General features: G+C 69.9%; 20 protein-coding genes. 12 read left to right on the top strand and 8 right to left on the bottom strand.

Features of this window, described 5'->3' with window-relative positions; genetic code table 11:
• Window positions 1–128: 128 nt before the first annotated feature.
• The 8 genes from QXK92_RS17190 to QXK92_RS17155 all read left to right on the top strand — a co-directional run bounded on the left by QXK92_RS17190 (window position 129) and on the right by QXK92_RS17155 (window position 7,934).
• A complete protein-coding gene (locus tag QXK92_RS17190) occupies window positions 129–791 on the top strand; it encodes an SAM-dependent methyltransferase (protein WP_306243149.1) in 663 nt (220 codons plus the stop codon).
• Entirely contained in the window at window positions 788–2,017 is a 1,230-nt protein-coding gene (locus QXK92_RS17185; protein WP_306243146.1) for a molybdopterin-dependent oxidoreductase, read from the top strand. Before QXK92_RS17190 ends, QXK92_RS17185 begins: the two co-directional genes overlap by 4 nt.
• Entirely contained in the window at window positions 2,014–2,529 is a 516-nt protein-coding gene (locus QXK92_RS17180) for a hypothetical protein (protein ID WP_306243144.1), read from the top strand. The genes QXK92_RS17185 and QXK92_RS17180 overlap by 4 nt, the downstream gene beginning before the upstream one ends.
• A 40-nt stretch (window positions 2,530–2,569) precedes the next feature.
• Entirely contained in the window at window positions 2,570–3,769 is a 1,200-nt protein-coding gene (locus tag QXK92_RS17175; protein WP_306243142.1) for an alpha/beta hydrolase, read from the top strand.
• Between the two features lie 43 nt (window positions 3,770–3,812).
• Complete coding sequence (locus tag QXK92_RS17170; protein WP_306243140.1) at window positions 3,813–5,222, top strand: wax ester/triacylglycerol synthase family O-acyltransferase; 1,410 nt, start codon at window positions 3,813–3,815, stop codon at window positions 5,220–5,222.
• A 57-nt stretch (window positions 5,223–5,279) separates the two neighbouring features.
• On the top strand, window positions 5,280–6,059 hold the full coding sequence (locus QXK92_RS17165; RefSeq protein ID WP_306243139.1) for a crotonase/enoyl-CoA hydratase family protein: 780 nt from the start codon (window positions 5,280–5,282) through the stop codon (window positions 6,057–6,059).
• Window positions 6,060–6,153: 94 nt separating this feature from the next.
• Window positions 6,154–7,641, top strand: a complete 1,488-nt coding sequence (locus QXK92_RS17160; protein ID WP_306243137.1) for a class I adenylate-forming enzyme family protein — start codon at window positions 6,154–6,156, stop codon at window positions 7,639–7,641.
• The gene (locus QXK92_RS17155) at window positions 7,638–7,934 is read left to right on the top strand and encodes a hypothetical protein (protein WP_306243136.1); all 297 of its coding nucleotides are present in this window, start codon (window positions 7,638–7,640) and stop codon (window positions 7,932–7,934) included. Before QXK92_RS17160 ends, QXK92_RS17155 begins: the two co-directional genes overlap by 4 nt.
• On the opposite strand, the gene QXK92_RS17150 is transcribed toward QXK92_RS17155, so the two are convergent.
• The 3 genes from QXK92_RS17150 to QXK92_RS17140 form a co-directional block, all read right to left on the bottom strand.
• Entirely contained in the window at window positions 7,935–9,887 is a 1,953-nt protein-coding gene (locus QXK92_RS17150; protein WP_306243134.1) for a PE family protein, read from the bottom strand.
• 168 nt (window positions 9,888–10,055) lie between these two features.
• Window positions 10,056–10,676 (bottom strand): TetR/AcrR family transcriptional regulator, encoded by a 621-nt coding sequence (locus QXK92_RS17145; RefSeq protein WP_306243132.1) that lies wholly within the window; start codon window positions 10,674–10,676, stop codon window positions 10,056–10,058.
• The gene (locus QXK92_RS17140) at window positions 10,673–10,846 is read right to left on the bottom strand and encodes a hypothetical protein (protein ID WP_306244558.1); all 174 of its coding nucleotides are present in this window, start codon (window positions 10,844–10,846) and stop codon (window positions 10,673–10,675) included. The genes QXK92_RS17145 and QXK92_RS17140 overlap by 4 nt, the downstream gene beginning before the upstream one ends.
• A gap of 145 nt (window positions 10,847–10,991) precedes the next feature.
• Here QXK92_RS17140 and QXK92_RS17135 point away from each other — a divergent pair, with 145 nt between their 5' ends.
• Window positions 10,992–11,774 carry a crotonase/enoyl-CoA hydratase family protein gene (locus QXK92_RS17135; protein WP_306243129.1) on the top strand — a complete coding sequence of 261 codons (783 nt, stop codon included), beginning with the start codon at window positions 10,992–10,994 and terminating at the stop codon, window positions 11,772–11,774.
• Window positions 11,775–12,008: 234 nt separating this feature from the next.
• Here the strand turns inward: QXK92_RS17135 and QXK92_RS17130 are convergent, their stop codons facing one another.
• Window positions 12,009–13,505 carry an aldehyde dehydrogenase gene (locus QXK92_RS17130; protein WP_306243127.1) on the bottom strand — a complete coding sequence of 499 codons (1,497 nt, stop codon included), beginning with the start codon at window positions 13,503–13,505 and terminating at the stop codon, window positions 12,009–12,011.
• Window positions 13,506–13,603: 98 nt separating this feature from the next.
• The gene (locus tag QXK92_RS17125) at window positions 13,604–14,383 is read right to left on the bottom strand and encodes a class I SAM-dependent methyltransferase (protein WP_306243125.1); all 780 of its coding nucleotides are present in this window, start codon (window positions 14,381–14,383) and stop codon (window positions 13,604–13,606) included.
• 67 nt (window positions 14,384–14,450) lie between these two features.
• Here QXK92_RS17125 and QXK92_RS17120 point away from each other — a divergent pair, with 67 nt between their 5' ends.
• Window positions 14,451–15,587 (top strand): GTP-binding protein, encoded by a 1,137-nt coding sequence (locus tag QXK92_RS17120; protein ID WP_306244496.1) that lies wholly within the window; start codon window positions 14,451–14,453, stop codon window positions 15,585–15,587.
• Between the two features lie 20 nt (window positions 15,588–15,607).
• Window positions 15,608–15,988 (top strand): hypothetical protein, encoded by a 381-nt coding sequence (locus tag QXK92_RS17115; RefSeq protein ID WP_306243123.1) that lies wholly within the window; start codon window positions 15,608–15,610, stop codon window positions 15,986–15,988.
• 114 nt (window positions 15,989–16,102) lie between these two features.
• Here the strand turns inward: QXK92_RS17115 and QXK92_RS17110 are convergent, their stop codons facing one another.
• Both QXK92_RS17110 and QXK92_RS17105 read right to left on the bottom strand, forming a co-directional pair.
• The gene (locus QXK92_RS17110; RefSeq protein ID WP_306244494.1) at window positions 16,103–16,591 is read right to left on the bottom strand and encodes a lipoprotein LpqH; all 489 of its coding nucleotides are present in this window, start codon (window positions 16,589–16,591) and stop codon (window positions 16,103–16,105) included.
• A 5-nt stretch (window positions 16,592–16,596) separates the two neighbouring features.
• Entirely contained in the window at window positions 16,597–16,953 is a 357-nt protein-coding gene (locus QXK92_RS17105) for a WhiB family transcriptional regulator (protein ID WP_306244493.1), read from the bottom strand.
• Between the two features lie 154 nt (window positions 16,954–17,107).
• On the opposite strand from QXK92_RS17105, the gene QXK92_RS17100 reads away from it, so the two are divergent.
• Window positions 17,108–18,262: a glycosyltransferase family 4 protein gene (locus QXK92_RS17100; RefSeq protein ID WP_306243122.1), complete on the top strand. Its 1,155-nt coding sequence runs from the start codon at window positions 17,108–17,110 to the stop codon at window positions 18,260–18,262.
• A gap of 31 nt (window positions 18,263–18,293) precedes the next feature.
• Here QXK92_RS17100 and QXK92_RS17095 read toward each other — a convergent pair whose 3' ends face one another.
• Window positions 18,294–23,519 carry a PE family protein gene (locus tag QXK92_RS17095; RefSeq protein ID WP_306243120.1) on the bottom strand — a complete coding sequence of 1,742 codons (5,226 nt, stop codon included), beginning with the start codon at window positions 23,517–23,519 and terminating at the stop codon, window positions 18,294–18,296.
• Window positions 23,520–23,861 lie beyond the last annotated feature (342 nt).

Here is a 23,861-nt window from a genome sequence, read left to right as displayed (position 1 = left end):
CTTGACAACGGCGTGTGTAGCCGACCCCGGATTGGGGTATCGATGGGTTTGTCGGTGGACGCGGTTTTGCCAGCGGCCGCTGCGCGTTCGCGCAACGTGGTCGATCACGATGTGCGAGGAGCGTGCGAATGCTGGGAAATCTGTATGAGCGGGCCCTCGTCGGCGAGCGCTGCTGGATCCGGCACGACGACGGCGAAGTGCGGCTGCTCCCCGCCCACCGCTGGTTGAGCCCCGCGGACCGCGCCGCTCACGAAGGCGACGGCGAGCGCGCATCCGACGAGGCATTCGACGAGGCCGTCGCCCAGATGTGCGCTGGCCCGACCATCGAGCTCGGATGCGGCCCGGCGCGCCTGGTCGCCCGCCTGGTGCAGCGGGGCATCCCGGCACTGGGTATCGACCGCTCGGTGACCGCGATCCAGCTCGCGAGCCGCGGCGGCGCTCCGGCCCTGCTGGGCGACGTGTTCGAGCCGCTGCCCGGCACCGGCCGCTGGCAGACGGTGCTCCTGGTCGACGGGAATGTCGGCCTCGGCGGCGACCCGCGGCGCATCCTGGGCCGGGCCGCGGAGTTGCTGGGACGCGGCGGGCGCTGTGTCGCCGAGTTCGATACCCGGGCCATCGGCATCCAGGGCCGCTGGGTCCGGCTGGAGTCCGGACGCGAGGTGGGGCCCTGGTTCCGGTGGGCCTCGGTCGGCGTGGACAGCGCCGCCTCGCTCGCGGCGCAAGTTGGACTTACGCTTACCGGCGTGCGGATGATCGGCGGGAGGGTTATCGCAACGCTGGCTGCGTTGTGAAACCTCGGGTACCTCGCTTTACCAGCCCACTGCGCGGCCCTTGGCTGACGTCGGTGTTCGGCTTGGTGCTGCTGGTTGCCCTGCCCATCATCATTCTGACCGGCCTGCTGTCCTATATCGCCTACGGTCCGCAACTCGGTCAGGCCATTCCCGCCGACGTCGGCTGGCTGCGACTGCCGCTGTTCGACTGGCCCACCCGTCCGTCCTGGCTCTACCGGCTGACTCAGGGTTTGCACGTGGGTCTGGGCCTGCTGATCATCCCGGTGGTGCTGGCCAAGCTGTGGTCGGTGATACCGAAGCTGTTCGCGTGGCCGCCGGCCCGGACGCCGGCCCAGCTGATCGAGCGGGTGTCGTTGCTGATGCTCGTCGGTGGGGTGCTGTTCGAGATCGTCACCGGCGTGCTCAACATCCAGTACGACTACATCTTCGGGTTCAGCTTCTACGACGCGCACTACTTCGGCGCCTGGGTGTTCATCATCGGTTTCCTGATGCACATCGCGGTCAAGATCCCGCGGATGATCGCCGGGCTGCGATCAATGTCGTGGCGAGAAGTGTTGCGCACCAACGTGACCGGCACTCGCGCTCAGCCTCCCGACGACACCGGGCTGGTGGCCGACGAGCCGGCCGCGCCGACGATGAGCCGGCGCGGTGCGCTGGGGCTGGTCGGCTCCGGTGTGCTGCTGCTGGCGGTGCTGACCGTCGGCCAGACACTCGGCGGGCCCGCGCGCAGCGTGGCTCTGTTGGTGCCGCGGGGCCGGGGCCGGGACTTCCCGGTCAACAAGACCGCCTCCGTCGCCGGCATCACGCCGGAAGCGGTGGGCCCCGGGTGGCGATTGACGTTGCGCGGCGGGCCAGCCGAGGTGGTGCTGGACCGCGCCGCGCTGACGCGGCTGCCGCAGCGCACCGCGAGGCTGCCGATCGCCTGCGTGGAAGGCTGGTCGACGGTGCAGACCTGGAGCGGCGTGCCGCTGGCGGAGTTGGCGCGGGTGGCCGGGGTGCCGTCGCCGGGGTCGGCGCACGTGCGGTCGCTGCAGCGGGGCGGCGCGTTCGGCGAAGCCACCCTGGCGGCGAACCAGGTCGGCGACCCGGATGCGTTGCTGGCGCTGCGGGTCGACGGCGCGGACCTGCCCCTGGACCACGGCTATCCGGCCCGGATTATCGTTCCCGCGCTGCCCGGTGTGCATAACACCAAGTGGGTCACCGCCATCGATTTTGAGGTGAAATGACCTACCGGCCAACACTTTTCGCGCGCTACTACGGGGCGCATCCGCTGCATCTGCTGACCATGGTGGCCGGTTTCGCGCTGCTGGGCTACGTGCTGATCGCGCTGCGGCCGACCGCGCTGTGGAATCCGGACAGGTGGTGGCAGTCCGTGGCGGTGTGGTTCGCCGCCGCCGTCATCTTCCACGACCTGGTGCTGTTCCCGCTCTACGCGCTGGCCGACGCGGTCCTGGGGCGGCTGCCGGGCATCCACCGGCGGTCACCGAAAGTTACGGTGCGCAATTACATTCGCGTCCCGGCCCTGGGTGCTGGGCTCACCCTGCTGGTCTTTCTACCCGGGATCATCGAACAGGGCGCCGACACGTTCCATGCGGCAACCGGTCAGACCCAGCAGCCGTTTCTGGGACGGTGGCTGCTGCTGGTCGCCGCGATGTTTGCCGGCAGCGCGCTCGCGTACGTCGCGCGGCTCCTGGTGGCGCGGCGGCGGATCCCGGAACCCGAGAAAGCAACCGGATAATGCTGGGTTATTACCGGTCAGTAGGGGTACGCTCCCCAGCATGACGGCGACCGGACAGTCCAAATCCTGCGTCAAAAGGATGTTGCGGGCCGGTCCTGCCGACTACCTACTGGCCATGAGCAGGGCGGGGGCGTCGCTGCCGCTGGTGGGCAAGAGCCTGGAGCCGTTGGGAACCATCGCCGCGATGAGCCTGTGGGGCATGCGGTTCGCCCCCGAACTGGTGTCCGCGTCGGCCAAGGGCCGCCTCGCTCCGGGCAGCGGCGAACTGCGGCGCCGCGAACGCGAGAGCACCAACGAGGTGTCGATCGCGGCTCTGCGCGGGACGGTGTCGCCCGAGGAACTGGACGCCGAATGGCCGGCCGCCAACCCCACGCCGCCGTTCTGGGAAGCGCTGCGCCGCAGCAAGTACCTGCACCGCCGCGGTGTCCACTACGGGGACCAACCCGTTCAGACCCTCGATGTGTGGCGGCGCAAGGACCTGCCCGCCGAGCCCGCCCCCGTGCTGATCTTCGTGCCCGGCGGCGCCTGGGTGCACGGCAGCACCCAGATGCAGGGGACCGCGCTGATGTCGCGCCTGGCCGAACAGGGCTGGGTGTGCCTGGCGATCAACTACCGGGTCTCCCCGCAGCACCGCTGGCCGCGACACATCACCGACGTCAAGACCGCCATCGCCTGGGCGCGGGCCAACGTCGACAGGTTCGGCGGCGACCGCAACTTCGTCGCTGTGGCCGGTTGTTCGGCCGGCGGGCACCTGGCCGCGCTGGCCGGTCTCACCGACGATGACCCGACGTACCAGGCAGAGCTGCCCGACGGCGCCGACAGCTCGGTGGACGCGGTAGTCGGCATCTACGGTCGTTACTGCTGGGAGGACCGATCGACGCCGGAACGCGAACGGTTTGTGCAATTCCTGGAGCGCGTGGTGGTGCAGCGGTCCATCGCGCGGCACCCGGAGATGTTCCGCGCCGCCTCGCCGATCGCCCAGGTGCACCGAAATGCACCGCCATTCCTGGTGATTCACGGCAGCCGCGATAGCGTGATCCCGGTGGCGCAGGCGCGCGACTTCGTCGACCGGCTGCGTTCGGTCTCGGCTTCACTCGTCAGCTACGTCGAGTTGCCCGGGGCAGGTCACGGCTTCGACATGCTCGACGGGCCGCGCGCGGGTGCGATGGCCCACGCCACCGCGTTGTTCCTCAACCAGGTGCACCGCACCCGGACACAGTTCGCCAAAGAGGTCATCTGAGCGCGAGCCGATTGTAAGGTCGCGCTATGGGTAGGGGACTGCGGTGAAGCGGCTCACCGGCTGGGATGCCGTGCTGCTGTACAGCGAGACGCCGAACGTGCACATGCACACCATCAAGGTCGCCGTCATCGAACTCGATCCGTCGAGCCGCGGCTTCACCATCGACGCCTTCCGTCAGGTCATCGCCGGGCGGATGGACAAGCTGGTTCCGCTGGGCTATCAGCTGATCGACGTCCCGTACAAGTTCCACCACCCGATGTGGCGGGAGAACTGCGACGTCGACTTCGAATACCACATCCGGCCGTGGCGCCTGCCCGCTCCGGGCGGCCGCCGCGAACTGGACGAGGCCGTCGGCCAGATCGCCAGCACACCGCTGGATCGCTCCCACCCGTTGTGGGAGATGTACTTCGTCGAGGGCCTGGCCAACGACCGTATCGCCGTGGTGCTCAAGATCCACCACGCGCTGGCCGACGGTGTCGCCTCGGCGAACCTGATGGCCCACGGCATGGACCTCATGCCGACGCCGCAGGTGAGCTCGTACACGCCGGACCCGGCGCCCAGCAAACGCGAGCTGATCAACACCGCGTTCGTCGACCACATGCGGCACATCAAACGCATCCCCGCCACAGTCCGCTATACGGCGCAAGGCATCCGGCGGGTGCGGCGCAGTTCCCGCAAACTCTCGCCGGAGCTGACCATGCCGTTCACCCCGCCCCCGACATTCATGAACCACATGCTCACCCCGGAGCGCCGGTTCGCCACCGCCACCTTGGCGCTGGCCGACGTGAAAGAGACCGGCAAGAAGCTGGGTGCCACGATCAACGACATGGTGCTGGCCCTGTCCAGCGGCGCCCTGCACCAGCTGTTGCTGCGCTATGACGGCAAGGCGGTACCGCTGCTGGCGTCGGTGCCGGTCAGTTTCAACTTCGACCCGGAGCGGATCTCGGGCAACTACTTCAGCGGCATGATGGTCGCGCTGCCCTCGGACCTCGACGACCCGTTGCAGCGGGTGGCGGCCGCGCACGACAACGCCGTGTCCGCCAAGGAGAGCCACCAGTTGCTCGGGCCGGAGCTGATCAGCCGTTGGGCCGCCTACTGGCCGCCGTCGGGCACCGAGGCCATGTTCCGCTGGCTGTCCAGCCGCGACGGCCAGAACAAGGTCCTCAACCTGAACATCTCCAATGTGCCGGGTCCGCGGGAACGCGGCCGGGTGGGCGGTGCGCTGGTCACCGAGATCTATTCGGTGGGGCCGTTGACCGCGGGCAGCGGCTTGAACATCACCGTGTGGAGCTACGTCGACCAACTCAACATCTCGGTCCTGACCGACGGCGCCACCCTCGACGACCCGCACGAGGTGACCGAGGCCATGATCGCCGAATTCGTCGAAATACGCAGGGCAGCTGGACTTTCCGAGGATCTGACCGTCGTCGCGGAGGCGATGGCGCAGGCCTGACCCGCCGTTACATCGACCGGCCGATCCGTCACGCCGGCCGACGGCTACCATCGCACTGTGAGCGACGAAGCTAACACCGAACCCGAGGTCCTGACCGAAAAGCGGGACCGGATCCTGATCATCACCATCAACCGTCCCAAGGCCAAGAACGCGATCAATGCCGCGGCCAGTCAGGGGCTGGCCGACGCGATGGACCGCCTCGACGAAGACCCCGACCTGTCGGTGGCGATCCTGACCGGCGCCGGCGGATCCTTCTGCGCAGGCATGGACCTCAAGGCCTTCGCCCGCGGTGAGAACGTCGCGATCGCCGGGCGGGGTCTGGGCTTCACCGAGCGCCCGCCCGCCAAGCCGTTGATCGCGGCGGTGGAGGGTTACGCGCTGGCCGGTGGCACCGAACTCGCGCTGGCCACGGATTTGATTGTGGCAGCCAATAATTCGGCGTTCGGCATCCCGGAGGTCAAGCGTGGCCTGGTGGCCGGCGGCGGCGGATTGCTGCGGCTGCCTGAGCGCATTCCGTATGCGATCGCCATGGAGCTGGCGCTGACCGGTGACCAGCTGTCTGCCGAGCGCGCACACGAGCTGGGCCTGGTCAACGTGCTGGCCGAACCGGGCGGGGCGCTGGACGCCGCGATCGCGCTGGCCGAGAAGATCACCGCCAACGGTCCGCTGGCGGTGGCCGCCACCAAGCGCATCATCACCGAATCCAAGGGCTGGACACTGGAAAACCGGTTCACCAAGCAGATCGAGATCCTCGCGCCGATCTTCATGTCGAACGACGCGAAAGAGGGCGCGATCGCCTTCGCCGAGAAGCGTCCGCCGCGCTGGACGGGCACGTAACCGCTCAACGTCGGCCGGGCGCCGGCACTCCCTCGGCATGGGTTACACTATCGGCAAGATTTGTAACGGTCGTGGATCCTAGAGGGATCGAGGAATGAGCGTTTCGCTGCTGCTGGAGATGGCTGCGTCGGGTAATCCCGAGCGCACGGCGCTGGTGGCCGGGGATCTGCGGCTGACCACGCAGCAGCTCAGCGATCTGGCCGACGGCGGCGCCGGAGTGCTGGCCACCTCCGGCGCGCAGCACGTCGTGTACGTCGGCACCGGCGGCGCCTTGCTGCCGCTGCTGCTCTTCGCCTCGGCGCGAGCCGGACTGCCGTTCACTCCGCTCAACTACCGGCTCTCGGCCGAAGGCATTCAGGCCCTGATTCACCGGCTGCCCGAACCGCTGGTGATCGTGGATGAGCGCTATCGCGCCATGATCGGCGACGCCCGGGCGCTGAGCTCCGAGGAGTTCCTCGCGCTGGCCCGCAGTACCGAAGCAGCTGTGGAGTTCGCCGACCCGGACTCGGTGGCCGTGGTGCTGTTCACCTCCGGCACCACGTCACAACCCAAGGCAGTCGAGCTCACCCACAACAACCTGACCAGTTACATCACCGGGACGGTCGAATTCGACTCCGCCGCAACAGAGGACGCCGCGCTCATCTGTGTGCCGCCCTACCACATCGCCGGCGTGGGCGCCGCGCTGTCCAACCTGTACGCCGGCCGAAAGATGGTGTATCTGGCCAACTTCGACCCCCACGAGTGGGTGCGGCTGGCCAACGACGAGCGAGTGACCACCGCGACCGTGGTACCGACCATGCTGGACCGCATCGTCGCGGTGCTGGAGACCGGCGAGCACAAGCTGACCGCGCTGCGCAACCTCGCCTACGGAGGCTCGAAAGTCGGCCTGCCACTAGTCCGCCGGGCCCTCGAGCTGCTGCCGGATGTCGGGTTCGTCAACGCCTACGGCCTCACCGAAACCAGTTCGACGATCGCGGTGCTGACCCCCGACGACCATCGCGCCGCGCACACCGCCGCCGATGCCGCGGTCGCCAGGCGGCTGGGCTCCGTCGGCCGGCCGGTTCCCGGCATCGAGGTGGAGATCCGCGGCGAGGACGGCACCGTGCTGGGTCCGGGGGAGACCGGCGAGCTGTTCGTCCGCGGCGAGCAGGTGTCCGGCCGCTACACCGGCATCGGCTCGGTGCTCGACGAAAACGGTTGGTTCCCAACCAAAGACATCGCCATGATCGACGAGGACGGATACCTGTTCATCGGCGGCCGCAGCGACGACACCATCATCCGCGGCGGTGAGAACATCGCCCCGGCGGAGCTGGAGGAGGTGCTCATCGAGCACCCGGACGTGCGCGACGTCGCGGTGGTCGGAGTCGAGGATGCGCAGTGGGGTCAGGCGATCGTCGCCGTGGTGGTCCCGCGTGACGGCGTCGATCCCGACCCCGAGGAACTGCGCGAATATGTCCGAAAGAGTTTGCGGGGGTCACGCACGCCCGACCGGGTAGTGTTTCGCGACGAGCTGCCGACCACCGCCACCGGCAAGGTACTTCGCCGGGAGATCATCGAGAACCTAGCAGGGGCGCAATCATGATCAAGAACGGAACCCGCCTGGCCAGCCAGGTGTGTGACACCCAAGTCATCGTCGTCCGCAGCGCGGACCGCCTCGACGACCTGCGCTGCGGCGGGGCGCCGATGGTGGAGATGGGCGCCGAGCGCTCCGGCGAGCTCGACCCGGCGTTCGCCGACGGCAGCGTGATGGGTAAGCGCTACGTCGACGAGACGGGCGCCGAGGTGCTGGTGACCAAGCCCGGCGCAGGCAGCCTCAGCGTCGGCGACACCAAGCTGGCTCTCAAAGAGGTCAAGCCGCTGCCCGCCAGCGACTGACTAGCCGTTCGGTCCGGTTGCGCCGGCCTTCCCGAATGGTCCGGCGGTGCCACCCTTGCCGCCGGTGCCGCCGGTGCCGGTGGTGAAGCCGGTGCCACCGGTACCGCCACCTCCGCCGGGTCCACCGTTGCCGATGAAGAAGGCGTTGCCGCCGGTACCGCCGTTGCCGCCGGGACCGCCGGAGGTGCCGGCGCCGCCGAGGTTCTGGCCGCCGGCGCCGCCATAGCCGCCCCAGCCGCCGCTGCCGAACAACATGCCGCCGTCACCGGCACCGCCTCCCTGGCCGCCGGCCGCGCCGGCCCCGACCGCGGTGCCCGTGCCGCCGGCCCCGCCGAACCCGCCGTCCCCGCCCAAACCGATCAGCTTGCTGTTGGAGCCGTGACCGCCGCTCCCGCCCATGCCACCGGCGGCCCCGGCACTACCGATGCCGCCGTTGCCGCCGGCGCCGCCGGCGCCATTGCTGCCGGAGATGATCCCGCTGCTGCCGGCGTTGCCGCCGTTGCCGCCGCGACCGGCGACAGAGGTAGCACCGGTGGCCCCGCCGCCGTCCCCACCGTGACCGCCCGTACCGCTGCTACCGAACAGCCTGGCGGACCCGCCCTGGCCCCCGTCGCCGCCGTGACCGGCCGGGCCGAAGGGATTGCTCGCGCCGCCGGCACCGCCCGGCCCGCCCCAGCCGCCATTCCCGAAGAGCAGCCCGCCGTTGCCGCCGGCGCCGCCCGCGCCGCCGTTGCCCGGCGCGCCGAGGCCGTTGAAGGTGCCGCCCCAGCCGCCGTTGCCGCCCGTGCCGATCAGCCCGGCGTCACCGCCGCGGCCACCGAACCCGCCGTCGCCGATAGCGCTCGGCACGGCGCTGCCGCCGTCGCCCCCGTTGCCGAACAGGAACCCGCCGTTAGCGCCCGCCTGTCCTACACCCCCGCTGCCACCATTGCCGCCGTCGCCGATGAGCAGGCCGGCTCTGCCGGCGAGGCCGCCAGTTCCGCCGACAAATCCGGTGCCGCCGTCGCCGCCGTTGCCGATCAACAGTCCGGCGCTGCCCCCGTTGCCGCCGAAGCCGTTGGTGGCGCCGATCCCGCTGTTCCCACCGGCGCCGCCGTTACCGAACAGGAAGGCATCGCCGCCGTTGCCGCCGATACCCGCGGTGGCGGGGCTCCCCAGGGTGACCGAGCTGCCGCCGGCGCCGCCGGCCCCGCCGTTACCCCAGAGGAATCCGCCGGCCGCGCCGGTGCCGCCGTTCCCGGCGGGCGTCAGGACCAACCCCCCGACGTCCCCGCCGGCCCCACCGGCTCCGCCGCTGCCCAGCAGCCAGGCGCGGCCGCCGTTGCCGCCGGCGGCGGCGGCGGCCCCGACGTTGCTGCCGCCTGCGCCGCCCGCGCCGCCGTTCCCGTACAGCCACCCGCCGGTGCCCCCGGCGCCGCCGGTGCCGGCGGGCGTGGCCGGTACGCCGGCGTTGCCGGAGCCGCCCCGGCCGCCGTTACCGATCAACCCGGCATCCCCGCCCCTGCCACCGGCGCCGTTGAATCCGTTGCCGCCGTTGCCGTAGAGCAGGCCGCCGGCGCCGCCGTTCGGGTTGAGCGCCGTCCCGTCGGCCCCGTTACCGATCAGTGGGCGGCCCAGCAATGCCTGGGTCGGCGCGTTGATGACGTCGAGCAGCGGTTGCAGCGGCCCGAGATTCGCCGCCTCGGCCGCCGCGTAGGCATTGGCCCCAGCCGCCATCGCCTGCACGAACTGTTCGTGGAAGGCCGCCGCTTGCGCGCTGAGCGCCTGATACCCCTGTGCGTGCATACCGAACAGGGCCGCCACCGCCGCGGAGATCTCGTCTGCGCCCGCCGCCAACACCGATGAGGTCGGTAATGCCGCAAGTGCGTTCGCCTGGGTGATCGACGATCCGATATTCGCCAGATCGGCTGCCGCCGCATTCACAAACTCTGTTGACGCGAATACATACGACATCCGATTACCTCCCGATGGGGCGTCCCTGGACTCCGCGTGAGTTTAACGCGATCTCCGCAGCTCATCGCATGTTTCGATAAACTCTCGCAAAGTTGATAGATACCGGTGTGCAAACACTGCAGGGATTCCGGGTAAAGCCACTCAGCGAATTCCCTCATCCGGATTGCGTCAGCGTCCGCGCGTGTCGTCCAATCCATTGCGGCGAACGAATTCTCTTGCCTTGATCAGGAATTGGAGTTGATCGCCCACCTGGCGCAGCGGGATGACGCTGCGGGTGGAGCGGCACAGCACGATTGCGCCTTCCAGGGCGGATATTGACATCACGGCCAGCGAGGCGGCGTCCGCGTCGTCGAATCCGTCGGTGACGAATGCCCGGCTCAGGGCGGTGCACCAGCGGCCCAGGATCAGACCGGCTTCGGTGGACAGTTCGAGTTCCTCGTCGGCCGACCCGATCGCGGCCGCGACGACCGGGCACCCCGCGGTGAAGTCGCACTCGGTCAGCAAACGTTCCCAGAATTCGACGAATTCGCGTAGCAACGCCTTGGCGCCGCGGTCCACCGCGTTGTCGATGTTGGCCGTGATGGAGTCGCCGGCATAGCGCAGCGCCTCGTTCAGGATCTGATTGCGGCCCTCGGGGAAGTGGTGATACACCGATCCGCGCGGTGCGCCGCTACGCGCCAGCACCGAGTCGATGGTCACTCCCGCGGCACCGCGTTCCCGCATCACATGGGCGGCGCTGATCACCATCTTGTCCCGGGTGCTGACCCGCTTGGTGGAGGCGGGTGTCATGCGGCGTGCGACGGCTCGTGGTGGTGCCGGACGGCGGGCCAGTGCAGGTGGCGGGCGCTGAACCGTAACGGACGGCGGCGCAGGTCAGGCATCTCGCGGGTGAAGGTATGGCCGGCGATATTGAGCTCGAGAATCCACATGGCTGCTCCCCGCAGGTGTGTTGCGCTCATGCGCCGGGGACCGGCTCATGAATATGCTAACTAGCATATAATACCGGCGGTTAGTGAGCAAACACTCGCTATCAATCTGAGATCTCCCACGGAATCTGCGTTATGCACTATTGCATAATTCATATTTCTGCGGTTCACTCGTGCCATGGCCAACACGGTGTCCCTCGAGCGGGACGGACATGTCCTGCTGATCGGCCTCAACCGTCCGCACAAGCGCAACTCGTTCGACCGCGAGATGCTGGCAGACCTGTCGCGCGCCTACGCGCTGCTGGAATCCGATCCGGACGTGCGAGCCGGGGTGCTGTTTGCACACGGCGACCACTTCACCGCCGGACTGGACCTGGTCGACGTCGGACCCGGCATCGCTTCGGGCGAATCGCCGATGCCCGAGGGTGGACGGGACCCGTGGCGTCTGGACGGCGCGTGGACCACCCCGCTGATCGCGGTCGCGCAGGGCTGGTGCATGACGCTGGGCATCGAGCTGTTGCTGGCCGCCGACATCCGGATCGCCGCGGCCGGAACCCGTTTCACGCAGCTGGAAGTGCAGCGTGGCATTTACCCGTTCGGCGGGGCGACCATCCGGCTGCCGCGGGAGGCGGGCTGGGGCAACGCCATGCGCTGGCTGCTCACCGGCGACGAGTTCGACGCCGCGGAGGCGCACCGGATCGGCCTGGTGCAGGAGGTCGCCGAGGACGGGGCGGCGGCCCTGGCGCGGGCCCGGGAGATTGCGCAGACCATAGCCGAGCGCGCCGCGCCGCTGGGTGTGCGGGCGACGCTGGCCTCCGCGCACCTGGCCCGCGAGCGGGGTGAGGCGGCGGCGATCGAACGGCTGCGCCCGGACGTTGCCGCGCTGTTCGCCAGCGAAGACGCCGCGGAGGGTGTGCAGTCATTCGTCGAACGACGGCAGGCTCGCTTCTCCGGCCGCTGACCCTGTAACCACCGCAGCCGAGCGTCGAATGTGAATCCGGTGACGTCCAATCGGCGTGTCGCGTAGCGTGATTCACACTCGACGGCCACCGGGCCAGCACGAGGGGCCAGGAGAGCCTGCTTGCCGTCTAGGCCGCGGGCTAGGGGAGTCCGGCTTCCCCTTCCTGCCCGAGGACCCGACCGCCGCTGCCACCGGCTCCGCCGTTGGTGGCCGCGTCGGGAGCGCTGGCCCGCCCTAACCCTCGACCGTGTAGCCCATCGGCATCAGCACGCTCTTCTGCTGCGTGAAGTGCTCGACACCCTCGGGCCCGTTCTCCCGCCCGATACCGGAGTTCTTGTAACCACCGAACGGGCAGCAGGGGTCGAACGCGTACCAGTTGATCGCGTAGGTTCCGGTGCGGATCTTCTCCGAGATCTCAATTCCCTTGGGCACGTTGGTCGTCCACACGCTGCCGGCCAATCCGTACACCGAGTCGTTGGCGATCTTGATCGCGTCCTCTTCGGTGTCGTAGGGGATGATGCTCAGCACCGGGCCGAAGATCTCCTCCTGGGCGATCGTCATCTTGTTGTCGACGTCGGCGAACACCGTGGGCTGCACGAAGAACCCGTTGTCCAGCCCTTCGGGCCGTCCGCCGCCGCACACCACGCGGGCGCCTTCCTCGATGCCCTTGGCGATGTAGCTCTCGACCCGGGCGCGCTGCTTCTCCGAAATCAGCGAACCGATCTGCGCGTTCGGGTCCGACGGCGGCCCCACCGGCAGCGCCTGCACGAAAGCACTGACCGCTTCCACGATTTCGTCGTACCGCGAACGCGGCGCCAGGATGCGGGTCTGCCCGACGCAGGCCTGGCCGGTGTTCATGATCCCGGAGAACACCATCATCGGGACCGCGGAGGCCAGGTCGACATCCTCGAGCACGATCGCCGCCGACTTGCCGCCCAACTCCAGGGTGCACGGCTTGAGCATGTCCGCGGCGCGCTTGCCGATCTCCTTGCCGACGGCCGAGCTGCCGGTGAAGGTGAACAGGTCGACGTCGGGGTTGGAGGTCAGTGCCTGTCCGGTCTCGATACCGCCGGGCACCACCGACAGCACCCCTTCGGGCAACCCCGCATCGGCGAACACCTCGGCCAAAGCATTTGCCGTCAAAGGAGTTTCGGCTGCGGGCTTGAGCACCACCGTGCAGCCCGCCAGCAGCGCGGGGCCCAGCTTGTTGATGGCGAGGAACAGCGGCACGTTCCACGCCACGATGGCGCCCACCACGCCGATCGGCTCACGGCGCACGATGGTCTGGCCGTAGTTGCCGTTGCGGATCTCGCGCCACTTGACCTGGTCGGCGGCCGGGCCGGCGAAGAAGCTCATCGCTCCCATCGACCCCATCCAGTGCATGGTCTCGATCGTCATCGGCGGCTGCCCGGTCTCGTCGGCGAGCAACTTGGCGAAGAGTTCCTTGCGTTCTTCGAGCAGTTGCTGAGCCTTGGCGATGAGGGCGGCGCGCTCCTTCGGCGGAGTCGAGGGCCACGGGCCGCTGTCGAATGCCGCGCGGGCCGCGGCGACCGCGGCGTCGACGTCGGCCGCCGTGGCAAGCGGCACCCTGCCGACGTACTCGCCGGTGGCCGGACAGTGCACCTCGATGACCTCGGAGGTCGCCGGCTCCGTCCATTTGCCGCCGATGAACAGCTTGTCGTATTCGGTGGTGTCGCTCTTGGTCGTCGGGTCGTTTTTGATCGTCGTCATATTGGGCCGCTCCTCCTCTTCGCACCGCCCCGCACCGTCGCGAGCAGGCTCATGGGCGCCACCCTACCCAAGCCGACGCGAGATTAGAACATGTTCCATTATTGCGGCGAGAGGACCAACACCAGATTGCTCACCGCGAACTCGCGCAGCACCGGTACGGAGGTCACCCACCAGGCCCATCGCGGGTGGTAGCGAGGGAAAGTCGCGACGGCGCACCCGGTGGCCCGGGCCCACGCCAAGCCGTCCGCAGCGGACACCGCGAACAACGACGATCCGTAGTTGTTCTTGGCTGGGTGGCCGTGTCTGCGCTCGTACATGGCGGCGGCCCGGGCGCCGCCGAGGTAGTGGGTCAGACCCATCTCGTGCCCGCCGAACGGTCCCAGCCAGACGGTGTAAGACAACACCACCAGTCCGCCCGGCCTGGTCACCCGCAGCATCTCGTTGCCCAGTTGCCAGGGCCGCGGCACGTGCTCGGCGACGTTGGACGACAGGCAGACGTCGACGGAGTCGTCGGCGAACGGCAGCGCCATGCCCGATGCCCGCACCAAGGTGCCCGACCCGCCGGAGGTGCATGGTCCGGCCGCATGCATCTCGCGAGGATCGGGCTCGACGTCGATGTAGCGGATTCCGGCGCCGGTGAATGCCGACGCGAAGTAACCGGGCCCGCCACCGACGTCCAGCAGGGTGCAACCCGCGGGGGATTCGCCGCGCAGCCCCCGCCACAGATCGGTCACCATCGCGGCCGTGTCGGCGGCCAGCGCGCCGTAAAACCGTGCGGGATCGGGCTGCTCGTAGCGGAACTCCGACAGCAGCCGAACCGACCGGCGCAGCGTCGCGCGTCGCGCGAACACGTCGGTTGACGGTGCAGGACGGGCCACGCGGCACACCCTACGACGCGCTTTCGACAAGACTCGTCGAGGCCGCTACCATCTGCCCTTAATGAAAATGATTATCAATAAGAGCTTGCCGGTGACGGTGCTGTCCGGGTTCCTCGGGGCAGGCAAGACCACACTGCTCAACCACATCCTGGCGAACCGGGAGGGACGGCGCGTCGCGGTCATCGTCAACGACATGAGCGAGGTCAACATCGATGCGGCGCTCGTTGCTGGTCAGGGCCATTTCGACCGAACCGAGGAGTCGCTGGTCGAGCTGACCAACGGCTGCATCTGCTGCACGCTGCGTGAGGACCTGCTGGACACCGTCGGCAAGCTGGCGGCCGACCAGCGCTTCGACAACCTGGTGATCGAATCGACCGGCATCTCAGAACCGATGCCGGTCGCTGCCACCTTCGCCTGGCAGTTCGACGACGGGTCCAGCCTCTCCCAGGTGGCGAACCTGGATGCGATGGTGACCGTCGTCGATGCCTCCACCTTCCTGTCCGAGCTGGTCCGCGGCGACGCCCTGCACGAGCGCAATCTGGCGGCCGCGGAAGGCGACGGCCGCAGCATCTCCGACCTGCTGGTCGATCAGGTGGAGTTTGCCGATGTCTTGCTGCTCAACAAGACGGACCTCGTCAGCCCGCGCGCGGTGGGCACCGTCGAGTCGGCGTTACGTCGGCTCAACCCGACGGCCAAGATCCTGCGTACCGTCAAGGGCGTCGTCGACCTCGGTGAAGTTCTTGACACCGGGCTCTACAACCCGGTCGCGGCGGCTGAGTCCCCCGGATGGGACGAGGAGATTGCCAGTGGCCACACCCCGGAGACCGAGGAATACGGCATCAGCAGCCTCACCTTCCGGGCGAACCGGCCGTTCCACCCCCAGCGCCTGGATTCGGCAATCAACGAGCTGCACGGACTGTTGCGCAGCAAGGGGTTCTGCTGGATTGCCAGTCGCTCAGACATCGCCGCGATCTGGTCGCAGGCTGGCCCGAATCTCGTCCTCGAGCCCGCGCAGTACTGGTCGTCGGCCGAAATGGGCCCCAGCCAGGAGATCGTGTTCATCGGTATCCGGCTAGACCGCGAGCGGGTCCTGGGGCTGTTGGAAGCGGCTCTGCTCACCGACCCGGAAATGGCGACCGGGCCGCTGGCCTGGCGATCCTACCCCGATCCGCTGCCGGTCTGGGAAACCTCCCACAGCCACTGAGACGTAGAAGGGCGCGACGCATGACTGACGGCAATGCACGTCCTTTCACCGTCGTTGTGTGCAACGCATGCGCGACACATCAGGACGTCCCGGTCATCGAGGAACTGCTGCCGATAGTGCGGCGCTGTCCGCATGGCATGCTCGTCTCTGCGGAATGCATGCTCGGACCACTGACGTGCGCATCCCGGCCAGCTGGATGCGGCGTGATGGCGTTGCTGCAGCCATGCACCCATGATCGGACGGCCTCCGGGGCGCCGTACTGGATCGGTCCCATCACCAACCAGATAGAGGCGGCGATCCTGCGAGATTGGGTGGCCGGCGGCCAATGGGAGAACTCACCGTTGCCGTCTCGCCTCAATCGGCATCAGCTGGGAGTGCGGCGTGCTACCGAGCGCAACTGAACGGGTCCGGGACCGCGACAGCTGCACACTCGCGGTTGGGGATAGGCAGATGTCGACGACCCGGCCGCCGGCGAAGGTCGCCTCGCTCGGCACACCCTACGGGCGACGTGGCGATCAGGGGCAGGTGAACTGGATTCGGAAGGGCTTCTTGACGTCGTCGTTGTGGGAGTCGAGCCCCCAGGACATGCCACCGATGATGTAGCGGTTGCCATCCCGGCTCACCGACGCCTCACCCTTTTCCGGCGGGTCCATCACGAAAAGGGTGTAGCCGATGAGGTTCTGCAGGATCACCATTCGCACTCTGGGCGCATCGCGGTTGTTGGCCAACGTGATTTTGACGGCGACTGGTTCTGTGCCGATGGAGATCATCGTTTCCCCGCCGGCGAAGGCGATGCAGGCGATCTTGCCGTCAACTTTGTGCTGCTGGCCGTCGACAACCACGTCGGCGTCGTTGGTCTCGGCCATGGCGCCGCCCTGATAGGTGATGGTGGGCCTGTCGACGGAGGGAAAGAAGCTCACGCGGCTGCACCCGGTCAGGCCGGCGGTCAGCGCGGCCGTGCAGGCGAGTGCGGCCATCGGTCCGCGGCGGCGTTGAATCAGCATTGTCGTCAACGCGAACCCCGGCGGTGGGTCTGGTGCCGGGCGAGGAAGGTGGCCCAGGAATCGACCTCGGGGTACTTCTTGAGCAGGGACCGGCGCTGGCGCTCGGTCAGGCCGCCCCAGACGCCGTACTCCACCTTATTGTCGAGCGCATCGGCCGCACATTCCCACTTGACCGGGCAGTTCCGGCAGATCGACGCCACCTCACGTTGCTTTGCCCCGCTGACGAACAGCAGCTCGGGGTCACCGGACCTGCACAGCGCCCGGATGCGCCAGTCGGGCTCCTCCGACGCGGTTGCGCGCCGGGCGGCGCGATCCTGGTCGAGCGCCGTCGGCGAAGAGGCCAGCGCGAATCGTGACACGATGTCGTCCCTTTCTGAGCGTGCCCGGTGCGGGCAGATGTCTATATGATACATCAACGCATCAGATGCTAAAACGACTTTAAAATCGAGGCGGGTCCGCGGCCATTCGCCATCGGGCATCTGCCCGGCCAGGCCGCGCCCGTTAGGCTGGTCCTCGATGTCTGACCTGCGATCCGTCCTGCTGCTGTGCTGGCGCGATACCGGCCACCCGCAGGGCGGCGGCAGCGAGACCTACCTGCAGCGCATCGGCGCCCAGCTCGCCGCTGCCGGCGTCACTGTCACACTGCGCACCGCCCGCTATCCCGGCGCCGCCCGACGCGAGATCGTCGACGGCGTGCGCATCAGCCGCTCCGGCGGTCGCTACACGGTCTACATCTGGGCGATGCTGGCGATGGCCCTGGCCAAACTCGGGATGGGCCCGCTGCGTCGCGTCAAACCGGACGTCGTCGTCGACACGCAGAACGGACTCCCTTTCCTGGCGCGGCTGATCTACGGCCGGCGGGCGGTGGTGCTGGTTCACCACTGCCACCGCGAGCAGTGGCCGGTCGCCGGTCCGGTGCTGTCCCGGGTGGGCTGGTTCGTCGAATCGACGTTGTCTCCGCGGGTGCACCGGGCGAACCAGTACGTGACGGTGTCCCTGCCGTCGGCGCGGGACCTGGTGGCGCTCGGCGTGGGCGGCGAGCGGATTGCCGTGGTGCGCAACGGTCTTGACGAGGCGCCGATCCAGACAATGGCCGGCCCGCGGTCGGCCGCGCCGCGGGTGGTGGTGTTGTCGCGCCTGGTGCCGCACAAGCAGATCGAGGACGCGCTGGACGCGGTTGCGGTGCTGCGCGCCCGGATCCCGGGCCTGCATCTGGACGTCGTGGGTGGTGGATGGTGGCGCGAGCGGCTCGTCGAGCATGTGCACCACCTGGGCATCGCCGATGCGGTGACTTTTCACGGCCATGTCGACGACGTGACCAAACACCATGTGCTGCAAAGCTCCTGGGTGCAGCTGCTGCCCTCGCGCAAGGAGGGCTGGGGCCTCGCGGTGGTCGAGGCCGGCCAGCACGCCGTGCCGACCATCGGCTACCGGTCCTCGGGCGGACTGTCGGACTCGATCATCGACGGCGTCACGGGCGTGCTCGTGGATAACCGCGCCGAGTTGGTGGACCGGCTCGAACAGTTGCTGTCCGACGACGTGCTGCGCGAGCAGTTGGGCGCGAAGGCGCAGGTGCGCAGCGCCGAATTCTCCTGGCGGCAGAGCGCCGAAGCGCTGCGCTCTGTCCTGGTGGCCGTCCAAGCCGGACGGTACGTCAGCGGCGTGATCTGAAAAGACCCGCAGAGCAGGGGCCGGGTCACAACTACTCGCTCAATCGGCCCGCGCCGCCGTCGCCGCCAGCACCTCCGTCACCTCCTACGCCCATCCCGTCGGCGTCCCTGGTGGGCGATTGGCCGGGACCGCCGGTTGAGCCGAACTCACCCTGGTTCCCACCTTGACCGCCGGCCCCGCCCTCGCCGCCGGAGCCGCCGGGAATGACTCGGGCGCCGTTGCCGCCTTTGCCGCCTTTCCCGCCGTCGCCGCCGGCACCACCCAAGCCGGTGGCATATGTGGAGCCTCCGGCACCACCCGATCCGCCATTCCCGCCCTTACCGCCCGCGACAACGCTCATGGCGTCTGCGCCGTTGCCCCCGCTCCCGCCGGTGCCGCCGCTGCCACCCCTGCCGCCTTGCGTTTCGCCGGTGCCGCCGCTACCGCCGCCTCCCCCATTGCCACCCGTGCCCGCTCTGTAGTCGTCACCGCTACCGCCGGTGCCGCCGGTGCCGCCGTCGCCACCTATGCGGCCTGAGCCGCCGTCTCCTCCCCGCCCGCCGTGGTTGCCGTTGGCGGGCAGCAGGGGTGTGGTGCCGCTGTTGCCACCGTTGCCCCCATTGCCGCCTGCCCCGCCATTGCCCCTGAGGCCCGTTGCACCATCGGCTCCGATCAGTGAACCGCTGCCGCCACGGCCGCCCGCTCCACCCAGGTTGCCGTCGCCACCGGTGCCGCCGTTACCGCCCAGGCCCGCACCCCCGTTGGTTGTGAGGTTGTGGCCGTTACCGCCGTTGCCGCCCCTGCCGCCGCTGCCGCCGGCGCCGCCGCTGCCCCCCGCGCCTCCGACACCGTCGATGCCGATGTCGTTGAGGGTTCGGCCGCCATCACCTCCTGCGCCGCCGGATCCGCCGAGTCCGCCGCCGCCGGCGTCGCCGCCTCGGCCACCGTTGATCGAGGTATCGGTTCCGGCGGTACCGAGAGTGCCGTTTCCGCCAGTCCCCCCGCTACCGCCCTTTCCTCCCGCGCCGCCATTGCCGCCGTTGCCGGCCACGGTGCCGCTGTTGCCGCCTTTGCCACCGGCGCCACCGTTGAATCCATTGAAACCGGAGGATCCGCTGGGCCCCTGCGTGCCGTTCAGCCCGTTACCGCCATTACCGCCTGTGCCCCCATCGCCAACGTCACCGCCGTTGCCGCCGTTGCCGCCGACTCCACCGTTGGGGTTGAAGTTGCCGTTGCCGTCGGCTGCGTTGCCGCCGTTGCCGCCGTTGCCGCCGCTGGTGGGGTTGGCGCCGGTAGCACCCGTGCCGCCTGTGGTGGAGCCGAGGCCACCGACGCCCCCTTTGCCGCCGGTGCCCGGATTCCCGCCGTTGCCGCCGTTGCCGCCGTTGCCGCCGTTGACCCACGGGTGCCCGTCGGCGCCCGCGCCACCATCGCCCGCTATCCCGCCGCTGCCGCCGTTGCCGCCGAAACCGCCGGGGCCACGTTGGCCGTTGCCGCTCATGCCGGTCCCGCCTGAACCGCCGTTGCCCCCAGCGCCGCCGAAACCGCCGTTGCCTCCGTTGCCGCCGTCGCCGCCGTTAGCGCCGAAGGCTGCTCCACTGGCACCAACCCCGCCGTTTCCGCCGGAGCCGCCGCCGCCGCCGGCCCCGCCGTAACCGCCATCGCCGCCATGGCCGCCTAGCGCGCCACCGTTGCCGCCGGAACCGCCGTCGCCACCGCGGCCGCCGAAGCCGCCGTCTTCACCGTCCGCGCCGACCCCGCCATCGACACCACTGGTGCCAAGCCCGCCGACGCCGCCGCTGCCGCCACGCCCGCCGTTGCCGTAGGAGCCGCCGTGGCCGCCGTTGCCGCCGGCGCCGCCATCGACGCCTCGGGGCTGGAAGTTTGCGCCGTTGCCGCCGTTGCCGCCGTTGCCGCCCTGGGTGGGGGTGTACCCGGTGGCGCCGGTGTTTCCGTTGGTCGCTCCGATGCCACCGGATCCGCCCTGGCCGCCGGAGCCTGGGTTGCCGCCATTGCCGCCGTTGCCTCCCTTGCCGCCATTGATCTGGTAATGCCCCTCGGCTCCGTTGCCGCCGTTGCCGGCGATGCCGCCCTTACCGCCGGCGCCGCCGGCGCCACCGGCACCACGGTCGCCGGAACCGTCAAGGCCGGCCCCGCCCAGTCCGCCGGTCCCACCCGCACCGCCCTGGCCGCCGTCACCACCGTTGCCGCCGGTGCCCCCATCGGAGCCGGGCGTGGGACCGTTGGCACCGTTTCCGCCGGCACCACCCTGCCCGCCGACTCCGCCGGCTCCGCCGGCGCCGCCGTCACCGCCGTGGCCACCCAGGCTGCCGCCCTTGCCGCCGAGTCCGCCGTCACCGCCGCGGCCGCCAAGTCCGCCGATGCCGCCGGCCAGGCCCGTGCCATCGGCCAGGACACCGCCGGCGCTGCCGAGGGAGCCGGTTCCGCCGGTCCCGCCGGCGCCACCATTACCGCCGTTGCCATAGATGCCGCCATTGCCGCCTGCTCCGCCGTGACCGGCCACACCGCCTATGGCCACCGCGTCGGCGCCACGGCCGCCGTTGCCTCCGTTGCCGCCGACGGTCGGGGAGCCTCCTGCTTGACCGTCGGCTGCGTGAATGTTGTCGGCGCCCAGGCCGCCCGTACCACCGATTCCGCCGACACCGGGATTGCCGCCATCGCCGCCGCGCCCACCGGCGCCGCCATTGAAGCCGATTACGCCGTCGCGTCCGTTGCCGCCGTTGCCGGCGGTTCCACCATTTCCGCCATCGCCGCCCACACCCCCTGCGCCGTGGATCCCGGCCTGCCCGGCCACCGCGGCACCCCCAGCACCGCCGTTACCACCGGCGCCGCCGGCCCCGCCGTTGCCGCCAGTTGCGCCTTTGGTCCCGTTAGCGCCCTGGCCCACTCCGTCGGCGCCGTTGAGGCCATTACTGCCGTTCCCGCCTTGACCGCCACTGCCTCCGGCGCCTCCGGCTCCACCGTCTCCGGCGAGGGCTCCGCCTGCGCCGCCGGCGCCGCCGTTGCCGCCGGCGCCGCCTTTCTGGCCCTGGGCGGTAAGGCTGCTGGCCACGGCGGACGTACCCTGCTGACCGTTGCCGCCGGCACCACCGTGACCGCCGTTGCCGTACAACCCGCCGTCACCGCCGGAGCCACCAGCGCCACCCTTACCGCCGAGCACGATCGCGTCCGCGCCCCGGCCGCCGTCGCCGCCGTCACCACCACTGGTGGCGGACAATCCGCCGTTGCCACCGGCCGTCTGGGTGCCCTCAGCGCCCACACCGCCAGCCCCGCCCGCGCCACCCACGCCCGGGTTGCCGCCATTCCCGCCACGCCCGCCGGCGCCGTTGTTGACACTCATCACCCCGTCGGCGCCGCGGCCACCGTCACCGGCCGCCCCGCCATTGCCGCCGTCGCCGCCGGCGCCGCCGGCCCCGTCGGCCCCGACCGTCCCGACAGTCGAGGCGCCACCCGCGCCGCCGTTGCCGCCGATGCCACCCGCGCCGCCATTGCCACCGCTGGCACCGTGAGCACCATCACCACCAGCAATCAGCGCGTCAGCACCACGCGCGCCGCCACCGCCGGACCCGCCGTTTCCACCACGGCCGCCTTCACCGCCGATACCGCCGTTCCCACCCAACGCACCCGCAGCCCCACCGGCTCCACCGGAGCCACCGTTGCCGCCCACACCCCCATCAGCGGGATCAGCACCGGCCAGCGGTGCGGCACCCGCCCCGCCATAACCACCCCACCCACCATTACCGCCATCGCCGTACAACCCGCCGGCACCGCCGACCGCGCCCGCCCCGCCATGCCCACCGGCGCCGTGGTTGAGACCGGCCACCCCGGTGCCACCCTCACCTCCGGCGCCACCCCAGCCCCCGGAGCCATACATGCCGCCCTGACCGCCGACACCGCCGTGACCGCCGTTACCGCCCGCCCCACCGACACCGCCGAATCCACCCCAGCCACCGTTGCCGTACGTACCACCGTCACCACCCAGGCCACCGGTGCCACCGGCGCCACCCACACCGCCGGTGCCGCCCCAACCGCCCCAACCGCCATCGCCGTACAGGCCACCGTGACCCCCGGCCCCACCCGCTCCACCACTGGCGCCGGGATCCACCGCGTTCGCGCCGCGCCCACCCCAACCCCCATCACCACCACTGGTCGGCGAAGCCCCCGCCTGACCGCCGCCAGCCCGCACACCACCAGCACCCAGGCCACCAACCCCACCCGCGCCGCCCACACCGGGATTGCCCCCGTCACCACCACGCCCACCCGCGCCACCGTTAACCGCAATATCCCCGACAGCGCCGGCACCGCCGTTTCCCGCGGCCCCGCCGGCACCGCCATCACCCCCCACGCCCCCCGCACCCTGCCCGGCTGCGGGAGCGAACAATTTGCTCAGCAATCCGCCGCTGCCCCCGGCCCCGCCGGACCCGCCGATCCCGCCGTTGCCACCATGGGTCCCGTTGCCGCCATCGGCCCCGCCGCCAACCCCATCAGCACCGTTAAGCCCCGCACCCCCGGCACCCCCGGCACCCCCGACACCGCCGGCCCCACCGATCCCAGTCAGCCAACCACCGGCACCACCCACACCCCCGGCACCACCCATACCGCCCTGCGCCCCCGCCGTCAGCCCACTACCACCGACACCACCAGCCCCACCAACCCCGCCGTTACCCCACAACCAGCCCCCAGCCCCACCGCTGCCCCCGCTGGCACCCGCGCCACCGGCCAGCCCGACACCACCAGCACCGCCAGCCCCGCCACGCCCGATCAGACCCGCCGCCCCACCAGCGCCTCCGTTTTGACCCGCCGCCCCCGAACCGCCATTGCCGCCATTGCCCCACAACAACCCCCCAGCCCCACCAGCCTGACCGGTACCCGCGGCCGCACTGGCGCCATCGCCGATCAACGGCCGCCCAACCAACGCCATCGTCGGCGCATTAACCACCCCCAACACCCCCGACTCCCACACCTGCCCCGCAGCATTAGCCGCCTCCGCCACGCCATAAGCCCCCGCACCAGCCGTCAACGCCCGCACAAACTGGGCATGAAACTCACCCAACTGCGCCCCAACCACCTGGTACTGACTGGCGTGATCCCCAAACAACGCCGCAATCGCCGCCGACACCTCATCAGCCGCCGCCGGCACCACCACCGTCGTCGACACCGCCGCCGCCACATTCGCCGCACTCACCGACGACCCAATCCGCGCCACATCCGAAGCAGCCGCCAACACCCATGACGGAGACACCGACACAAACGACATCTGAGACACCCACTTTCCGCGCTCGACGTGCTGTCGGGACAGGTCCCACAGGCGGCACGGGACCCTGACCGGGAGGCGAGCGCTCCGTGTCCGGTGAGCATAAGCGGAAAGATGCGATTACGGATCCCATACTCAAAATAATCTGATTTGTAAACAAATCGGAGATGGGTGAGTGGCTTGAATCGTCACGAAACGCGCGATCGACCAGGGCGTCCGCGCCACGTGATTAGGTCACGTTCGCAGCAGTGGTGCATCCCCGCGCATCCGCTGGCACCAGGTCACCGATGCCTTCGCATGTCCTGCATGCGCGGCCCGGGGTGTGCCTGAAGAGGTGCCGGCCGA

It is taken from the genome of Mycobacterium sp. TY815, assembly GCF_030755135.1.
Lineage (GTDB): Bacteria > Actinomycetota > Actinomycetes > Mycobacteriales > Mycobacteriaceae > Mycobacterium.
This window is presented reverse-complemented; position numbering and strand designations above follow the sequence as displayed.